This window comes from Citrobacter sp. Ce104 (assembly GCF_030334595.1).
Taxonomy (GTDB): Bacteria; Pseudomonadota; Gammaproteobacteria; order Enterobacterales; family Enterobacteriaceae; genus Citrobacter; species Citrobacter europaeus.
Genome location: NZ_JAOWDP010000070.1, coordinates 23,733 through 40,103 on the forward strand (window position 1 = coordinate 23,733; position 16,371 = coordinate 40,103).

Genomic DNA, 16,371 nt, shown 5'->3' on the forward strand with positions numbered 1-16,371 from the left:
TTCAGCACAAAGCGACATAAAGTCCCAATCTGTTAAATTGAGTTCTACCTAACTGCTACACTGCATCAACACAACCACTCAGAAGGCAGGTCAATATGTCAGACAATACCTATCAGCCCGCGAAAGTCTGGACGTGGGAAAAATCGAACGGCGGCGCTTTCGCCAATATCAACCGTCCTGTTTCCGGTGCCACCCACGAAAAAACGCTGCCGGTTGGCAAGCATCCGCTGCAGCTCTATTCGCTGGGTACGCCAAACGGGCAGAAAGTGACGATTATGCTGGAGGAGCTGCTGGCGCAGGGCGTGAAAGGCGCAGAATACGATGCCTGGATTATCCGCATCGGCGATGGCGATCAGTTTTCCAGCGGCTTTGTTGAAGTGAATCCGAACTCGAAGATCCCGGCGCTGCGCGATCATTCGCAAAACCCGCCGGTTCGCGTTTTCGAATCTGGCGCAATTCTGCTCTATCTGGCGGAAAAATATGGTTATTTCCTGCCGCAAGATTTGGCAAAACGTACCGAAACGCTGAACTGGCTGTTCTGGCTACAAGGCGCGGCGCCGTTCCTCGGCGGTGGTTTTGGCCACTTCTATAACTATGCGCCGGTAAAAATCGAGTACGCGATCAACCGCTTCACGATGGAAGCCAAGCGCTTACTCGACGTGCTGGATAAGCAGTTAGCGCAGCATCAGTTTGTGGCCGGAGATGAATACACCATTGCCGATATGGCGGTCTGGCCGTGGTTTGGCAATGTGGTGCTGGGCAACGTGTACGACGCGGCAGAGTTCCTCGACGCAGGAAGTTACAAGCACGTGCAGCGCTGGGCAAAAGAGATTGCAGCGCGCCCGGCGGTTAAGCGTGGTCGTATTGTAAACCGCACTAATGGACCGCTGAACGAGCAACTTCATGAACGCCATGACGCCAGCGACTTCGATACCAATACCGAAGATAAGCGCCAGGGTTAACGTAAGATGCCGGATGGCGGCGCTAACGCCTTATCCGGCCTACATATAAGGCGCGGGCCTGATAAACGCTGCGCCATCCGGCATAAAATCACGCGCTGGTGACGTCGTACTCCATGCGGCGAAGTGCGTCTAACGTGGCTTTAGCTTCATCTTCATCAATGATGCTCATGGCGAACCCTACGTGCACCAGCACCCATTGCCCGACAAGCTCAGCCGTATCACCTTCACAAATCAGGGCAATATTGACATCACGTTTGATGCCGCACACTTCAACCTGCGCAAGCTGGTGAATATCTTCACCAACGGCCAGAACCTGACCAGGGACTCCAATACACATATCTGACTCCGCCCCATAGCAACTATGGGTTATTCGACTTCAATACTTTTCACTTTCAGTGAATCGCCAGCATCAACCCGCAGACGATCGCCCTGACATTGTGGACACTGCGCGTCATGCTGGGTGATTTCCACAACCTGACTGCAATCCCAGCACCACGCCTGGGCTGGTTTGTAATCAATATGCAGTTCACACCCCTGGGCCAGCGTTCCCTGACAGACGATGTCGAAACTAAACCGAACGGCGCTCTCTTCAACGCAGGAGAGCGCCCCGATTTCCAGCCAAACGCCGGTTACACGTTTGACACCGTGCTGCTCTGCCTGCTGTTGAACAATCTCAACCGCGCTCTGACAAAGGGACAGCTCATGCATTTTCGCAGTTCCGACGACCCAGCAGCAGCGCGCGGCGATTTAGCTGCGGCGCATTCGGATCGCTCACCGGCAGCGATAACAGCATGCGCGCGCAATCGTCAGTCAGACGGACGCCTTCTTGCGCCGACATACTGTGCGAAAGCGGCGACATCAGTGAGCAGGAGAAATATTGCGATACGCCGTCCAGTTCACCCACGGTAAAGGTCATCTCGCCATACGGCAGACGCAACCCGACTTTTTCGCTGACTTTACGCACCGGCCAGATCTGGTCCGGTCCGGGGAAAATCAGTGCGCTCAGCATCCAGGGCGTGATAACACACCCCGTCCACTGTCCTTCAAACAGCGTAAAATCAGAGACATATACCGGCATATTCGGATGCAGGAAAGAGAGATCGTGCATTGAACGCCGGGCAACCTCTTCAAACGCTGCCTGAATCTGCATCTTCGGGGCCGTCTGAAAACCGACAAACTCCTCAGACATGAGCCGCCTCCCGAGGGATCGCTTCAACGCCTGATTCGCGAAGCGCGGCAAGAACCTGCTCAAGCGCAGGTTCGATCATCGCTTCAACCGTTGGCGTTAGCCCGATATGCGGTTCCAGCGATTCCGGAATAACGCCGACTAACGTCAGCTTTTTCGGAAACTCGCCGGTAAAACGCAGGGCCGACAATACGTCGGCCAGGCCAAGCTGGTGCGGTGAGATTTTGTTGGTAAACAGCGCCGGGATCTCTTCATCCCGCAGGACCATCATCGTTCCTGGCGTGCTTTTCTTCGACACAATGGCGTCAGCAATGATCAGATGATCTCTGTTCGCCATATCGCCGAGAAGCTCCATCCCAGCCGTACCACCGTCCAGAACATCAACAAAGTCTGGCAGGATGTACCGCTGCTCTAATGCCTCAACGATACGCACCCCGATGGCTTCGTCGGTCAGCAAAATATTGCCGACCCCTAAGACTAATATCCGCATTACAGAACCTTAACTGAGACCACTTCGTTCCCGTCAACGTCCACCACATGCACCGCACATGACATACAAGGGTCGAAGGAGTGAATGGTACGAACCACTTCCAGCGGTTTGTTTGGATCGGCAATCGGCGTACCTACCAGCGAGCGCTCATACGGTCCCACTTCATCATTAAAGTTACGTGGGCCAGAGTTCCAGGTTGACGGAACAACCGCCTGGTAGTTGCTGATAATGCCGTCTTTAATCACCATCCAGTGAGACAGCATACCGCGCGGTGCTTCGAGGAAACCAACACCTTTGAATTCGCCCGTTGCCGGAATATCCGGTTTCACGAAGGTGGTGTGGTCGCCTTTACCGATGTTCACAATCAGCGCGTTGTACTGATCCTGCAGAACGTTCTGCAGTTCACAGCAGTGAACGGTACGGCCAATAATACGGCCCAGCGTAGAGTGCAGCTGTGACACTTCGATAGTTTTACCGGTCAGCTTGGTGTAAATCGCGATGATTTCATTCAGCTTGGCATGGGTAGACTCGCGTTTAGCCGCCAGTTTACACAGCATGTTGGCCAGCGGACCCACTTCAACCGTTTTACCGTAGAAGGTCGGCGCTTTAACCCAGGAATATTTGCCGTCATCTGACCAACCGGTGTAATCAGGAACCGTTGTGCCTTCCCACGGAGCCTGCGGCGCTTCGTCTTTGTACCACGCGTGTTTCGCGCTTTCCTGAATCCCTTTGATCAGGTATTCATCGGAATGAGAGGTGATCGGACGCCAGGTCGACAGATCGGCATCGGTGATATAACCGCCAGGGAACAGGAAGCTGCCGTTTTTACCGTCAGTCGGGAATTCCGGCGCGCTCAGATAGTTAACCGCACCCTGACCACGTTCCAGCCACTCAGGATAGAACGCCGCAATAACCGCGGTATCTACCTTGTAAACCTGCTCAACGAAGTCGCTCAGCTTATCGATGAAGGACTTGATGTACATCAGACGCTCAAGGTTCAGCACGCCGAGGCCGTCGAGGTTAATTGGGTTAGCAACCCCCCCTACCGCCAGGTTCTGGATGTGCGGCGTTTTACCGCCCAACAGCGCCACAACGCGGTTGGCATCTCGCTGGCATTCCAGCGCCTGCAGGTAGTGAGCGACCGCAATCAGGTTTACTTCCGGCGGCAGCTGCATTGCCGGATGACCCCAGCAACCGTTGGCAAAAATGCCTAACTGACCGCTGGCAACAAGATCTTTGATCTTGTTCTGAACCTTGGTGAACTCTTCTGCGCTGTTCAGGTGCCAGGAGGACACGCCGTTCAGCATGGCAGACGCTTTCGCAGGGTCAGCTTTCAGGGCAGAGGTGATATCCACCCAGTCCAGCGCAGACAGCTGATAGAAGTGAACAATGTGGTCATGCGTGGTGTGCGCAGCGAGAATGATGTTACGGATATACTGTGCGTTTACCGGAACATCAATATTCAGCGCGCTTTCTGCTGCACGAACGGAAGAGATAGCGTGAGTGGTCGTACAAACGCCACAGATACGCTGCACAATCATCCAGGCATCGCGCGGATCGCGGTTTTTCACGATCTCTTCCATGCCGCGCCACATGGTACCGGAAGCCCATGCTTTAGATACCACGCCATTTTCGATTTCGCAGTCGATGCGTAAATGACCCTCAATACGGGTTACCGGATCAATAGTAATTCTCTGGCTCATGCTTTGCTCGCCTCATGACGATTTTGATCGTTTTGTTTTAAAGGAGGAAGTATCGGCAGTAGACGAATGAGTACGATGTATGCACAAATCTCAATAGCCACAAAACCAATAGAAATCAACAGTTCTTCCCAGGTCGGGAAGTAGTGGTAGCCACCACCAGGATTGAACGCCACCAGCGAATAGGACAGACGCCATGTTGCACAACCCAGCAATGCGCTCAGCGCAGACAGATACAGCATGCGCGAGTCATTACGCAACTTAGTGACGCGCAGCACCACCAGCGGGAAGACCATCAGCACGACTTCAAGCCAGAACATCAGGGAGTAAAGATCGCCTGAGAACGCATAGGACAGCTTGTCGCGGTAGATCAGTTCGCCAAAGCGCAGTACCACGAAAATCGCCAACAGCACGCTGATGGTATTCGTCAGTTTGATGAACAAACTTTTCTCGTCCGGACCGTTACCTTTGAGACCAGCTTGTACCAACGAGCCTTCAAAGATGACGATCGAGAAGCCCATAATAAAGGCGGTTAATACGGAGAAAAGCGGCAACATTTCATAAGCTTGCCAGAGCGGATGCACCTTATAACCCGCAGAAATCATCAATGAACCCATTGAAGACTGGTGCATGGTTGGCAGCAGCGCGCCGAGGGCAATAATAAAGAACATCACTTTATTCAAACGCTTGAGAGAAACTTTCCATCCCAGACGTTCAAACAGAGCCGGAGCAAATTCCAGCGCCATGATGCCGATATAGATGGTCATACAGACCGCCGTTTCGAACAGTACCGAGTTCACGTTGAAGTGGCCCGGAATGTAGAAATACGGCAGGTTCCAGTAACGACCAACGTCAATGGTGATCGACAGACCACCCAGCGAGTAGCCAAACAAGCTCGCCAGCAGCGCCGGACGTACCAGCGGATGGTATTGTCCTCTGTTGAAAACATACACCGCCCACGCCAGCGCCCAACCGCCGCACGCGAAGCCGGTACCAATCAACAGGTCAAACGCGATCCATACACCCCATGGGAAACCGCCGTTCAGATCGGAGACTGAGCCCAATCCGAAGACCAGACGTTTCACGATCAGGAGCATACACAGGACGATAAGCGGCCCAAAAATAATGACCGGTTTGCTGATTATTTTTCCGCCCAGCGGTTTAGGATCATGACTCATGATCGTCTCCTCCATCGTGATGGTCGTTTTTCGTATTACGACGAACCAGCACGGTTAAGCCCGCCAGCGCAGCCAGGGGTAATATCATGCCCTTGTACAGGGAATGTTGAACATGTTCGGAACGCGCACCGGTTGAAAGATCATCCAGCTTCGGCAGATCCAAATCCTCGTAAGGAACACCTGTCAGAACCATTACCTGAGTACCACCACCCTCTTTCTCGCCGTACAAATGGGGGTAATACTTCGGTACCGTATGCAGATAGGTATCACCTGCTTTCACCGTCTGACGCGGATAGTGGTATTCGCTGCCCGGCTTCAGGGCGAGACGTTTTTTCGCCTCAGCCATCAGCTCTTCACGCGTACCAAAAATCACCGCACCGGCAGGGCATACTTCAACACAACCCGGTAAACCGCCTTTGTCCAGGCGCTCAACCCCTTTCTGGTTACACAGTTCACACTTGTGAAGCGCACCAAACGGGTTGTTGTAGTCGTACTTAGGCACGTTGTATGGGCAGGCGACCATGCAGTAACGACAGCCTGTGCAGACATCTTTGTCATAGTGGACGATGCCGGTTTTTGGATCTTTCTTCAGCGCAGAGACTGGGCAAACGGAGACGCAGTTCGGATCGACACAGTGCATGCACTGTTTCTTAATGTATGCGTAGCCATTTTCTTCCTGGTCTTTGTTAACGCCTGTTCCGCTACGCCACACCTGAATGATGTTATTGGTATACGGCGACAGTTTGTCGTTGTTTGACCAGGTCTGCTCGCCTTCCGGATTACGCGCAGGAAAGTTGATATCCTGACACTTGGTGACACAAGCCTGGCAGCCTACACACAGCGTTGAGTCATAGAGCATCCCTAAAGAACCAGGGATCGGCGGACGGTTTTCTGCAGCCGCATGGCTGATGGACGGCGCAGCGCCCAACAGCAATGCCCCGCTGGAGGCTGCTTTAATAAAGTTACGTCTGTTCACGGTTATTCTCCCCGTGAGTCAGCGTTATCTTTCTTCTGCTGACGACCCAGTTCACGAACCGCCATCACGCTGACGCCGGCAACCAGTCCTACTACGCCACCAAGCAACCCAATCGCTCCGGCAGAAACATTGCCGCCTTCTTTCATATTGACGTCAGGTTTTTCGGAACGCGGCGTTTGGTTTTCCACATGAGCAAGCTGGTGAATACCTTTATGGAAACCGATACCTTCTTCGTTACAGCCATAGCAAGGGTGACCGATAGCCACCGGCCATACGCCTCCAACATCGCAGAATTGCAGCGTTGAGCAGTTGCCGTAGGTTTCTGGTCCTTTACAGCCGAGATGGTAGAGGCACCAACCTTCACGGTGACCTTCATCGCCAAACTCTTTCGCAAAACGGCCTGCGTCAAAGTGCGGGCGACGCTCGCAGTGTTCGTGAATCAAACGGCCATAGGCGAATGTCGGACGGTTTTTGGTATCCAGTTTCGGCGGCTTACCGTAGGTGATGATATGCGCGACCGTGGCGAGGAAGTTGTGCGGGTTCGGCGGACAGCCGGGGATGTTGATGATGGTTTTGCCTGGCAGAACTTCCTGCAAGCCGACGGCACCCGTTGGGTTAACGCCAGCAGCAGCAACACCACCCCATGCGGCGCAAGAGCCGATAGCAATGATAGCGGCTGCGCCTTCTGCGGCCCGACGAATGTGATCCACGATCGGCTCACCGGCAACCATGCAGTAAATACCATTGTCTTTCAGTGGGATAGAACCATCTACAACCAAAACATATTGCCCTTTGTACTTCTCCAGAGCGTTATGTTTATTCTCTTCAACCTGATGGCCGAAGGCGGCGGAGAGCACCTCATGGTATTCCAGAGAGATGGTCTCCAGAACGAGGTTTTCCACTGTAGGGTGTGTCGCGCGAAGTAGCGATTCAGTACAACCCGTACACTCCTGAGCCCCAATCCAGATAACCGGTGGGCGCTGAGGACGAGAAACTGATTCGGCCATTTCTGCGGCGGCTTTGCTACTGAGCCCCATGGTAGCGGCCAGTGCTGCACAAAGCTTCATGAAATCACGGCGATTAATGCCGTTCGAATTGATGAGAGAGTTATCTCCAGTCATTTTATAGTTATTCCGTTGCGAAGACCTGGCTTTTATTTTGCACCATTCGCATGTTGCATATTGCGATCGGCGCGCCATTACCACACTTTTTATATGGTTATGTGCATTATAATACTTCGGCGGAGCAACAAAACGAAGGCGTAGGTCAATAGTGTAATTAATTAAAGCAAGATAATACCCCTTTCGGATCAAGCTTCGAGACGATAGCCAGCCATGAAAAAACGAATTGTTGTACTGGACTGGTTCTCTTTAAAGAAATCCATAACCATCTCTTTATCCAGCCCATAGCGGCGCGTGAGGATCCCCGCCTCCCAGGCGCTGAGCTGTCGATCGCCCGTTTTTTCAAACATTCGATGAGAAAATCCCAGTACAAAGCCGCGTTTATAATCAGCACAAAAATTGGCTACCGAGCGCGCGCTATCCGCGCTTGACGCGTTTAATCCGGCCATCAGGCCTTTTCCAAAATGGTTGTCCATGCATAACCTCCAATCGCTATATAATAAATTATATAGCGATTTTTTAAGCAAAGACCAGAGGTATCACGAACTTTTTATGTCAGCTTAAAAGGACACCCATTCATCCGTTTTAGCTGCCGCAGACGTTTTGCTGTCTGCTGAAGGGGAAGCGGTATTAGCGGCGGCGTACTGCACATCATTCGCTGAGAGGCGGAACTGTTGCACCGAGCGTTGCAGTTCTTCCGTTTGTCGTTCCAGCGCCACAGCCGCGGCGGAAACCTGCTCTACCAACGCCGCGTTCTGTTGCGTTACGCTGTCCATTTGGGTGATCGCTACGCTCACCTGCGAGATGCCTTTGTTCTGCTCTTCCGAGGCAGAGGCAATTTGTTTCATGATGACGGTCACTTCGGTGGCGCCGCGCAGAATCGCCTCCATGGTTAATCCCGTCTCTTTAACCAGACGAGCGCCCTGATCGACGCGACGCGACGACTCGCCAATCAGCGTCTCAATCTCTTTCGCCGCCCCGGCGCTGCGGCTGGCAAGGTTACGCACTTCACCGGCAACGACGGCAAAACCACGTCCCTGTTCGCCTGCTCTGGCGGCTTCAACTGCCGCGTTCAGCGCCAGAATGTTGGTCTGGAAAGCGATGCTATTAATAACAGAGGTAATTTCCGCGATCTGTTTAGAGCTGGCGGCAATGCCATCCATCGTCTCAACCACTTCTGAAACCAGGGTGCTCCCTTTACCTGCCGTTTCTGTCGCCGTGTCGGCAAGCTGGCTGGCTTCACGCGCGTTTTCAGCGTTCAGTTTTACCGTGGCGGTCAGTTGCTCCATGCTGGCAGCGGTCTCTTCCAGCGCAGCGGCCTGTTCTTCAGTTCGCGAGGAGAGATCGTTGTTGCCGGTGGAAATTTCCGTAGCACCTCGCCAGATGTTGTCACTACCTGAACGGATGGTACTGACGGCTTCGCGCAGGCTGTCCTGCATCGCGCATAGTAACGGCACCAGTTGGCCCACGCAGTTACGACCAAAATCTTCAATTGGATGGCTGAGGTCGCCCTGTGCAATCTGCTGGAACTGCTGGCGGATACGTCCCAACGGCTTCACCATCATGGCGACGAGGTAACGGTCAGTGAAAAACAGGAGAGCAATACCGAGGATCACGGCGGTAATGATTAGCGTCCGGATGATAGACGTTTTACCATCAACCATGACGCGCGTGGTATCAAGCCGCTCGCCTGCCGTGGTGTTAAAGCGTTCTGCACTGGCGCCAAACTCCCGGCTCAGCGCTGGCGTAACGGTGCTGGCATGCTCCGCAAAGGCCGTAAGCGTGCCCTGCTGCGCCAGTTGCATTTGCGGGATCACGCCGTTGTCCAGCAGCGCCTGCCACTTCGTCAGTACCGCCGCGGCCACTTCCGGATCCATTGGTCCTGGAGACAACGTTTTCATCTCCTGGAGTTTTTTGCTCATGTTCTCCAGGGACTGCTGCGCTGGCGCAAAATCAGGCGTTCCGCCGCTCATTTTGACATCCATGGCGCGACTCAAGCGCGTGACGAAACGAAAGTACTGATCGTTCCCCTGGCTGAGCACCGTCATCTGATGGACGAGATGACGGTCAATATCATTGCCTTCAGATATTTTTGATAAAGAATGAAGACTGAATAAACCCACGCCCGACCAGAGCAGGCAAAAAAGTCCCAGTATTGCCAACATGACAATACGAATAGTGAAGTTTTTCAGCAAACGCATAATAATTTCCTTGCCGTTGATGAGGAATTCGCCATCAGGCGATACTTATCCTTGTTATCGGCAGGCAACAGAGAAGATATAATGCGTTCTTTATTTTTTTACTTTCTTAAGTACATTCAATATCTATTTACACTATATCAACATGAATGCTAATGAAATTAGCTAGCATTATTATTCAGATGATTAACCTGAAGCATTAAATAATCCTTTGTTTTCTATCGTAAATATTTGTTAAACCATGCAAGAGTACGCTCCCAGGCTAAATCAGCAGCTGCTTTATCATAACGCGGTGTCGAATCATTATGAAAACCATGATTAACGCCGGGATAGATATATGCCTCATAGACTTTCTTATTAGCCTTCAGTGCCGCTTCATAAGCAGGCCATCCCTCATTAATTCGGGTATCTAGTTGCGCATAGTGTAGTAATAAAGGCGCGTTTATTTTGGGGACATCAGCCGCAGGAACCTGTCGACCATAGAAAGGCACCGCGCAGGCCAGTTCAGGGAAAGCGACGGCTGCGGCGTTCGACACACCACCGCCATAGCAAAAACCAGTGATCCCCACTTTTCCCGTCGCGCCGGCAAAACGCTGCATATATTCAATGGCGGCAAAAAAATCGTTCATCAGCTTTACCGGGTCAACCTGCTGCTGTAACTCCCGGCCTTTATCATCATTGCCAGGATATCCCCCCGCCGAACTTAATCCATCAGGCGCGAGTGCAATATACCCCGCTTTCGCCACCCGTCGCGCCACATCCTCAATATACGGATTCAGCCCGCGATTCTCATGCACCACCACAACCGCCGGAACGTTCCCCGTCGCATTAGCGGGTTTAACCAGGTATCCCCGCACATCGCCATGCCCTTCGGGTGATGGATAGGTAATATATTCCGCCAGGATATCAGGATCGGTGAACTCCACCTGCGTTGCGAGAGCATAATTGGGTTTCAACACGTTGAATAACGCCAGCGCCGTCATACCTCCGACTGCATATTTCGCCGCAAGATTGAGAAATTCGCGTTTCGTTATTTTTCCATGAGCGTAATAGTCATAGTAGTCGAGCAGTTCTTGCGGAAAGTCTTTGGCAGTTAGACGCGACATGGCAGGACTCCTGGCTGATGTTTTTTTAAGCAAAGCACAGTGGTCTGTTTTTGCCCAGTTTTTCATCCCAGTGTGACCTGGTGAACGGGATATTCGCCGTGAACCCGCTAGAATAGAAACGTTGTTTCGAAATTCACCTGCACTAAGGAGATCTCATGGCCTGGTTTGCCAATCCTGAACGTTACGAGCAGATGCTCTATCGCTACTGTGGGCGCAGCGGTTTACGCTTACCCGCGCTGTCGCTAGGTTTGTGGCACAGTTTTGGGCACGTTCAGGCGCTGGATTCCCAGCGCGCCCTGCTGCGTAAAGCATTTGATTTAGGCATCACGCATTTTGATTTAGCCAATAACTATGGGCCGCCTCCGGGCAGCGCAGAAGAAAATTTTGGCCGCTTACTGCGCGAGGATTTTGCACACTATCGTGATGAACTGATCATTTCTACCAAGGCAGGCTATGACATGTGGCCAGGCCCATACGGTTCTGGCGGTTCGCGGAAATACCTGCTCGCCAGCCTCGACCAAAGCCTGAAACGCATGGGCCTCGACTATGTCGATATCTTTTATTCGCACCGCGTTGACGAAAATACGCCAATGGAAGAGACCGCCTCGGCTCTGGCCCATGCGGTGCAAAGCGGCAAAGCGCTGTATGTCGGCATCTCATCCTATTCCCCGGAACGTACGCAGAAAATGGCCGAGCTGATGCGGGAATGGAAAATTCCGCTGCTAATCCACCAGCCTTCCTACAACTTGCTTAACCGTTGGGTAGACAGTAGTGGTCTGCTGGATACGCTGGAATCCAACGGTATGGGCTGTATCGCATTTACGCCGCTGGCCCAGGGGTTGCTGACGGGGAAATACCTCAACGGCATTCCGGAAGGTTCCCGCATGCAGCGTGAAGGGAAAAAAGTTCGAGGGCTGACGGAAAACATGCTGACGGAAGAAAACCTTACCAGCCTGCGTTTGCTCAATGAGATGGCGCAACAGCGCGGACAGTCGATGGCGCAAATGGCCTTAAGCTGGCTGCTAAAAGATAACCGGGTGACTTCGGTATTAATTGGCGCCAGCCGACCGGAGCAACTGGAGGAGAACGTTCAGGCGTTGGCTAACCTGACGTTCAGTGCCGAAGAATTGACGCAGATCGATAAGCACGTTGCGGACGGAAAGCTGAACCTGTGGCAGGCCTCATCTGACAAGTAACCGTATGCCACTTCGTGCCGGGTAGCGGCGTTAGCCTCCCCGGCACGTAATGCGGGCCAGCAAGTCCCTCACATCTCTTCCGCTTTAATCTCTGGACGTTGAAATTCCGGCCACACCAGCGCGACAAGCGCAGGATAAGCCTCCAGGCTGAACTCCCTGAAACACTGGCGTAAGTTGAGCACGTCCAGATCGGCATGCGGGACTTTCTCACCGCTCAGACAGCGCTTTTTAATATTGTCGTAATATTTATACACCGCAGAGTTGAGATCGCTACAACGCCTCTGTGCATCAAATAGCCCTGGCGTCTCATTCAACTCTACCATTGTCATCCGTTTGATCGTCGAATGGATAAAATCGATATATTCGTGATTAACGCGCCAATACCATACTGGGGTAATCGAATTCATCAGTAGCGAAAAATGATCCTCCCCCTCTTCTTTACTCAGCATTTCCGGCTGATTTTCAGAGTACCCATTTTCTGTTTCTCGGTTTTTATTTGCACTGCGCATCAACAAAAGTACCCCGCAGGTAAGCAATAGCAGGGTAATAACAGAATAAAATATACTGTTCATATACTGGCTCCATTTTTTTTGATTTTAAAATTACGCCATGCTATTGTCAACGCGGCCTGGTTTAATTAAAACAACATCTCATTGGCATCAAAGGATATTTCAACATGCTTCCCGAGCATCTTGTTCCCTCGCGTTTTCACTTATCCTGCTCCTCATCCAATACCAGCCCCGCAGATAATAGTGAAAATTTGACTCAGGGGAAGAGAACATTAAGTGATTACGAACCCGATATTTTGATTAGCTCTGCCGCTACCGGCCAGGCACGCAATATGTTATTTGAAGAGTGCGACCGCCATTTAAAAGAGCGCCTGTTTCGTGCCGCAAAAATTGAGTCATTCACTCGCCTGCTCAATTCACTACAAGCGGAAGGTGACATCAACGCTCAAGAATTAAGTAAAATTTTGTCCACAAAAATAGCCACCGTTAATGAGCAGGGCAATAAAATTTGGCTTAATTTAATTACCCGCGAAACCAGCGATCCTATTTTTTATTCTCTGGAAGAGAAATAAAATGAAAGATGTTGAGGATAATAATGTTTATTTGGCTTTAGATGACCATAAAAGCGATGAGTTTGTCTTAAAGCAAAATTTAGCCGTGCTGATTGCCAATAAAAACGCGACGCTGGAAAGCGTGGCCCAGGAAATAGTTTCTATACCTGCCGCACTGGTGCGTATGAAATGGCAAAATCGCCGTGAAATTTATGCACTACAGGCTAAGGAAGAGATCTACGGCGCCGCGATTGAAGCCATTATGGAGCAGCAACCAGAACTGCGGGACAAAATCATGGCCCGACTGGAGAGTACTTACCAGCATATACTCAAGCGAGAAACGGCCACCTTACGCCTGACGCGTAAACTGTCTGAGGGGAACTACGAACCCACCAGGATAACGACTGTCGCACTGGATGAGAACAGATAAGGGCGTGCGGAGGAGCTGGAACAGGAGCTGCAGGCCGGGTAAGGCGACAACCATTACCCGGCAACGAGGATTACTTCGCTTTTACGGTCTCTTCACCGACCAGACCAATTTTCAGGAAACCCGCCTGATGCAGCGTATCCATCACTTTCATCATGGTTTCATAATCGACGGTTTTATCCGCACGGAAGAAAATCGTAGTGTCTTTCTTCCCATCGGTCAGCGTATTTAATTCGCTAATCATGGTGTCGTCCGTCACCTGATTATTGCCGATAAACATACTCTTATCGGCTTTTACCGACAGATAAACCGGTTTTTCCGGACGCGGCTGCGGGGTACTGGTGGAAGCAGGGAGATTCACTTTCACATCCACCGTTGCCAACGGCGCGGCTACCATAAAGATGATCAATAAAACCAACATAACGTCGATAAACGGCGTCACGTTGATTTCATGCATTTCACCGTTATCGTCCAGGTTTTCATTAAAGCTCATTGCCATGGAACATCATCCTACACGTAATTTCTGCGCAGCACGTACTGGATGCGCAGAAGCGCTAGCATTCAGGTCCAGATCGCGACTTTGCAGCAACAGCACCTGTGCCGCGACATCGCCCAGCATCGCTTTATAGCTGCCAATCTGACGTGCGAAAATGTTGTAGATAACGACCGCAGGAATTGCCGCGACCAGACCGATCGCGGTCGCTAATAGCGCTTCTGCGATACCCGGCGCAACAACGGCCAGGTTGGTCGTTTGGGTTTGTGCGATCCCGATGAAGCTATTCATGATACCCCATACGGTACCAAACAGACCCACGAATGGAGAGATAGCCCCGATAGTGGCCAGGTATCCGTTACCGCGACCCATATGACGGCCTACCGCCGCCACACGACGCTCCAGACGGAAGCCGGTACGCTCTTTGATACCTTCGTTGTCGTCGCTGCCTTCTGACAGTTCCAGTTCGTTCTGCGCTTCATAAACCAACTGTGCGCCCAGGCTTTTGCCATCGAATCCTGCGGCAATCTCACTTGCCCTATCTAAAGAGCGGGCTTCCGCCAGCAGTTGCTGCTCACGCTTAAGGCGGCGTTTCTGAGTAAAGAACTCAAGGCTCTTACTAAAGAAGATAGCCCAGGTGACCACTGACGCCAAAATCAGCCCAATCATCACGCACTTAACCACGATATCGGCGTGCTGATACATACCCCAGACGGAAAGATCCGTCTGCATCAAATTATTACCCACTCTGTATCTCCAGGACGCAAATCACAAAATCTGAGCGTAATGATATCAAAAAGACGTCGAATTGATAGTCGTTCTCATTACTATTTACATATTGCCGCACCTTTGGTTTCTTTTCCTTGCGCTTACGCAGTAAAAAAGTCACCAGAAGCATTTTGAGATTATTTTCTACTGTATGACCGTTCCGCAGGATGCGTCACCTTTGATTCATGGTAGTTTAGACATCCAGACGTATAAAAACAGGTCAGACAACATGGCAGATAAACAACTTGAAACCAAACTCGTCCACGCAGGACGCAGTAAAAAGTACACGCTGGGCTCGGTAAATAGCGTGATCCAGCGCGCTTCTTCGCTGGTGTTTGACACCGTCGAGGCCAAAAAGCAGGCTACGCATAACCGGGCTAACGGTGGGCTTTTCTATGGCCGTCGCGGAACCCTGACGCATTTCTCCCTGCAGGAAGCGATGTGCGAACTGGAAGGCGGTGCAGGTTGCGCCTTGTTCCCCTGCGGCGCAGCGGCCGTTGCCAACACAATCCTCGCCTTTGTAGAGCAAGGGGATCATGTGCTAATGACCAACACCGCCTATGAACCCAGCCAGGATTTCTGCACCAAAATTCTCGGCAAGCTCGGCGTGTCCACCGGCTGGTTCGATCCGCTGGTTGGCGCCGGTATAGTGAAGCACATTCAGCCGAACACGAAAGTCGTATTTCTGGAATCTCCCGGCTCTGTCACTATGGAAGTGCATGATGTTCCAGCTATTGTTGCCGCCGTCAGACACGTCGCGCCGGATGCTATCATCATGATTGATAACACCTGGGCTGCCGGGGTGCTGTTCAAAGCGCTGGATTTTGGTATCGATATTTCTATTCAGGCAGGTACCAAATATCTGATTGGTCATTCCGACGGCATGGTCGGCACGGCGGTATCTAATGCCCGCTGCTGGGATCAACTGCGCGAAAATGCCTATCTGATGGGGCAAATGCTGGACGCCGATACCGCCTATATGACCAGCCGTGGACTGCGTACGCTGAGCGTTCGCCTGCGTACGCACCATGAAAGCAGCGTAAAGGTCGCCGAGTGGCTGGCCAGCCATCCGCAGGTCGCCCGCGTGAATCACCCGGCGCTGCCCGGCAGTAAAGGTCACGAATTCTGGAAGCGTGATTTCTCCGGCAGCAGCGGCCTGTTCTCCTTTGTATTGAATAAGAAACTCAATCATGAGGAGCTTGCCGCATATTTGGATCACTTCAGCCTGTTCAGCATGGCCTACTCCTGGGGTGGTTTTGAATCGCTGATCCTCGCTAACCAGCCGGAACACATTGCCGCTATCCGTCCGCAAGGTGAGGTGGACTTCAGCGGAACGCTCATCCGTTTGCATATTGGTTTAGAGAATGTTGACGATCTGATTGCCGATTTGGCCGCAGGATTTGCCCGAATCGAGTAAAATTGCCACAGATGGACATATATGCAGACACTTCTGGTGGAAAAGTCTGCAATTGTTGCGTCCGGGATCAAGGCATCCCGGACAATTCAGGAG

Annotated in this window: 19 protein-coding genes; 5 read left to right on the forward strand and 14 right to left on the reverse strand. The window is 51.9% G+C overall.

The window, feature by feature from the left end:
• Nucleotides 1-95: 95 nt before the first annotated feature.
• Nucleotides 96-962 carry a glutathione-dependent disulfide-bond oxidoreductase gene (gene yghU / locus OGW16_RS25865; RefSeq protein ID WP_038633828.1) on the forward strand — a complete coding sequence of 289 codons (867 nt, stop codon included), beginning with the start codon at nt 96-98 and terminating at the stop codon, nt 960-962.
• A gap of 88 nt (nt 963-1,050) precedes the next feature.
• On the opposite strand, the gene hybG is transcribed toward yghU, so the two are convergent.
• The 11 genes from hybG to yghX form a co-directional block, all read right to left on the reverse strand.
• Nucleotides 1,051-1,299, reverse strand: a complete 249-nt coding sequence (hybG, locus tag OGW16_RS25870; RefSeq protein WP_003024459.1) for a hydrogenase maturation factor HybG — start codon at nt 1,297-1,299, stop codon at nt 1,051-1,053.
• A gap of 29 nt (nt 1,300-1,328) precedes the next feature.
• Nucleotides 1,329-1,670, reverse strand: a complete 342-nt coding sequence (hypA, locus tag OGW16_RS25875; protein WP_016157467.1) for a hydrogenase maturation nickel metallochaperone HypA — start codon at nt 1,668-1,670, stop codon at nt 1,329-1,331.
• The gene (gene hybE, locus OGW16_RS25880) at nt 1,663-2,151 is read right to left on the reverse strand and encodes a hydrogenase-2 assembly chaperone (RefSeq protein WP_043017613.1); all 489 of its coding nucleotides are present in this window, start codon (nt 2,149-2,151) and stop codon (nt 1,663-1,665) included. Before hybE ends, hypA begins: the two co-directional genes overlap by 8 nt.
• The gene (locus tag OGW16_RS25885) at nt 2,144-2,638 is read right to left on the reverse strand and encodes a HyaD/HybD family hydrogenase maturation endopeptidase (RefSeq protein WP_043017614.1); all 495 of its coding nucleotides are present in this window, start codon (nt 2,636-2,638) and stop codon (nt 2,144-2,146) included. Before OGW16_RS25885 ends, hybE begins: the two co-directional genes overlap by 8 nt.
• The gene (gene hybC / locus OGW16_RS25890; RefSeq protein ID WP_047408629.1) at nt 2,638-4,341 is read right to left on the reverse strand and encodes a hydrogenase 2 large subunit; all 1,704 of its coding nucleotides are present in this window, start codon (nt 4,339-4,341) and stop codon (nt 2,638-2,640) included. Before hybC ends, OGW16_RS25885 begins: the two co-directional genes overlap by 1 nt.
• Nucleotides 4,338-5,516: a Ni/Fe-hydrogenase cytochrome b subunit gene (gene hybB / locus OGW16_RS25895; RefSeq protein WP_003828354.1), complete on the reverse strand. Its 1,179-nt coding sequence runs from the start codon at nt 5,514-5,516 to the stop codon at nt 4,338-4,340. The genes hybC and hybB overlap by 4 nt, the downstream gene beginning before the upstream one ends.
• Nucleotides 5,506-6,492 (reverse strand): hydrogenase 2 operon protein HybA, encoded by a 987-nt coding sequence (gene hybA / locus OGW16_RS25900; protein ID WP_003828357.1) that lies wholly within the window; start codon nt 6,490-6,492, stop codon nt 5,506-5,508. Before hybA ends, hybB begins: the two co-directional genes overlap by 11 nt.
• 2 nt (nt 6,493-6,494) lie before the next feature.
• Complete coding sequence (gene hybO / locus OGW16_RS25905; protein WP_043017615.1) at nt 6,495-7,613, reverse strand: hydrogenase 2 small subunit; 1,119 nt, start codon at nt 7,611-7,613, stop codon at nt 6,495-6,497.
• A 188-nt stretch (nt 7,614-7,801) separates the two neighbouring features.
• The gene (locus OGW16_RS25910; protein WP_003024490.1) at nt 7,802-8,089 is read right to left on the reverse strand and encodes a DUF2623 family protein; all 288 of its coding nucleotides are present in this window, start codon (nt 8,087-8,089) and stop codon (nt 7,802-7,804) included.
• A gap of 84 nt (nt 8,090-8,173) precedes the next feature.
• Entirely contained in the window at nt 8,174-9,814 is a 1,641-nt protein-coding gene (locus OGW16_RS25915) for a methyl-accepting chemotaxis protein (protein ID WP_043017616.1), read from the reverse strand.
• 215 nt (nt 9,815-10,029) lie between these two features.
• Nucleotides 10,030-10,917 (reverse strand): YghX family hydrolase, encoded by an 888-nt coding sequence (gene yghX / locus OGW16_RS25920; RefSeq protein WP_286519352.1) that lies wholly within the window; start codon nt 10,915-10,917, stop codon nt 10,030-10,032.
• A gap of 155 nt (nt 10,918-11,072) precedes the next feature.
• On the opposite strand from yghX, the gene OGW16_RS25925 reads away from it, so the two are divergent.
• Nucleotides 11,073-12,113 carry an aldo/keto reductase gene (locus OGW16_RS25925; RefSeq protein WP_286519317.1) on the forward strand — a complete coding sequence of 347 codons (1,041 nt, stop codon included), beginning with the start codon at nt 11,073-11,075 and terminating at the stop codon, nt 12,111-12,113.
• Nucleotides 12,114-12,181: 68 nt separating this feature from the next.
• On the opposite strand, the gene OGW16_RS25930 is transcribed toward OGW16_RS25925, so the two are convergent.
• Nucleotides 12,182-12,685 (reverse strand): ESA_00282 family adhesion-associated protein, encoded by a 504-nt coding sequence (locus OGW16_RS25930; RefSeq protein WP_043017619.1) that lies wholly within the window; start codon nt 12,683-12,685, stop codon nt 12,182-12,184.
• 104 nt (nt 12,686-12,789) lie between these two features.
• Here OGW16_RS25930 and OGW16_RS25935 point away from each other — a divergent pair, with 104 nt between their 5' ends.
• Nucleotides 12,790-13,194, forward strand: a complete 405-nt coding sequence (locus OGW16_RS25935; RefSeq protein ID WP_286519319.1) for a hypothetical protein — start codon at nt 12,790-12,792, stop codon at nt 13,192-13,194.
• Between the two features lies 1 nt (nt 13,195).
• Entirely contained in the window at nt 13,196-13,603 is a 408-nt protein-coding gene (locus OGW16_RS25940; RefSeq protein ID WP_043017621.1) for a hypothetical protein, read from the forward strand.
• A 70-nt stretch (nt 13,604-13,673) separates the two neighbouring features.
• Here the strand turns inward: OGW16_RS25940 and exbD are convergent, their stop codons facing one another.
• Nucleotides 13,674-14,099, reverse strand: coding sequence for a TonB system transport protein ExbD (gene exbD / locus OGW16_RS25945; RefSeq protein ID WP_016154501.1), 426 nt, complete (start codon nt 14,097-14,099; stop codon nt 13,674-13,676).
• Between the two features lie 6 nt (nt 14,100-14,105).
• Nucleotides 14,106-14,840 (reverse strand): tol-pal system-associated acyl-CoA thioesterase, encoded by a 735-nt coding sequence (gene exbB / locus OGW16_RS25950; RefSeq protein WP_043017622.1) that lies wholly within the window; start codon nt 14,838-14,840, stop codon nt 14,106-14,108.
• 250 nt (nt 14,841-15,090) lie between these two features.
• Here exbB and metC point away from each other — a divergent pair, with 250 nt between their 5' ends.
• Nucleotides 15,091-16,278, forward strand: a complete 1,188-nt coding sequence (gene metC / locus OGW16_RS25955) for a cystathionine beta-lyase (RefSeq protein WP_286519321.1) — start codon at nt 15,091-15,093, stop codon at nt 16,276-16,278.
• The last annotated feature ends 93 nt before the right edge of the window (nt 16,279-16,371 follow it).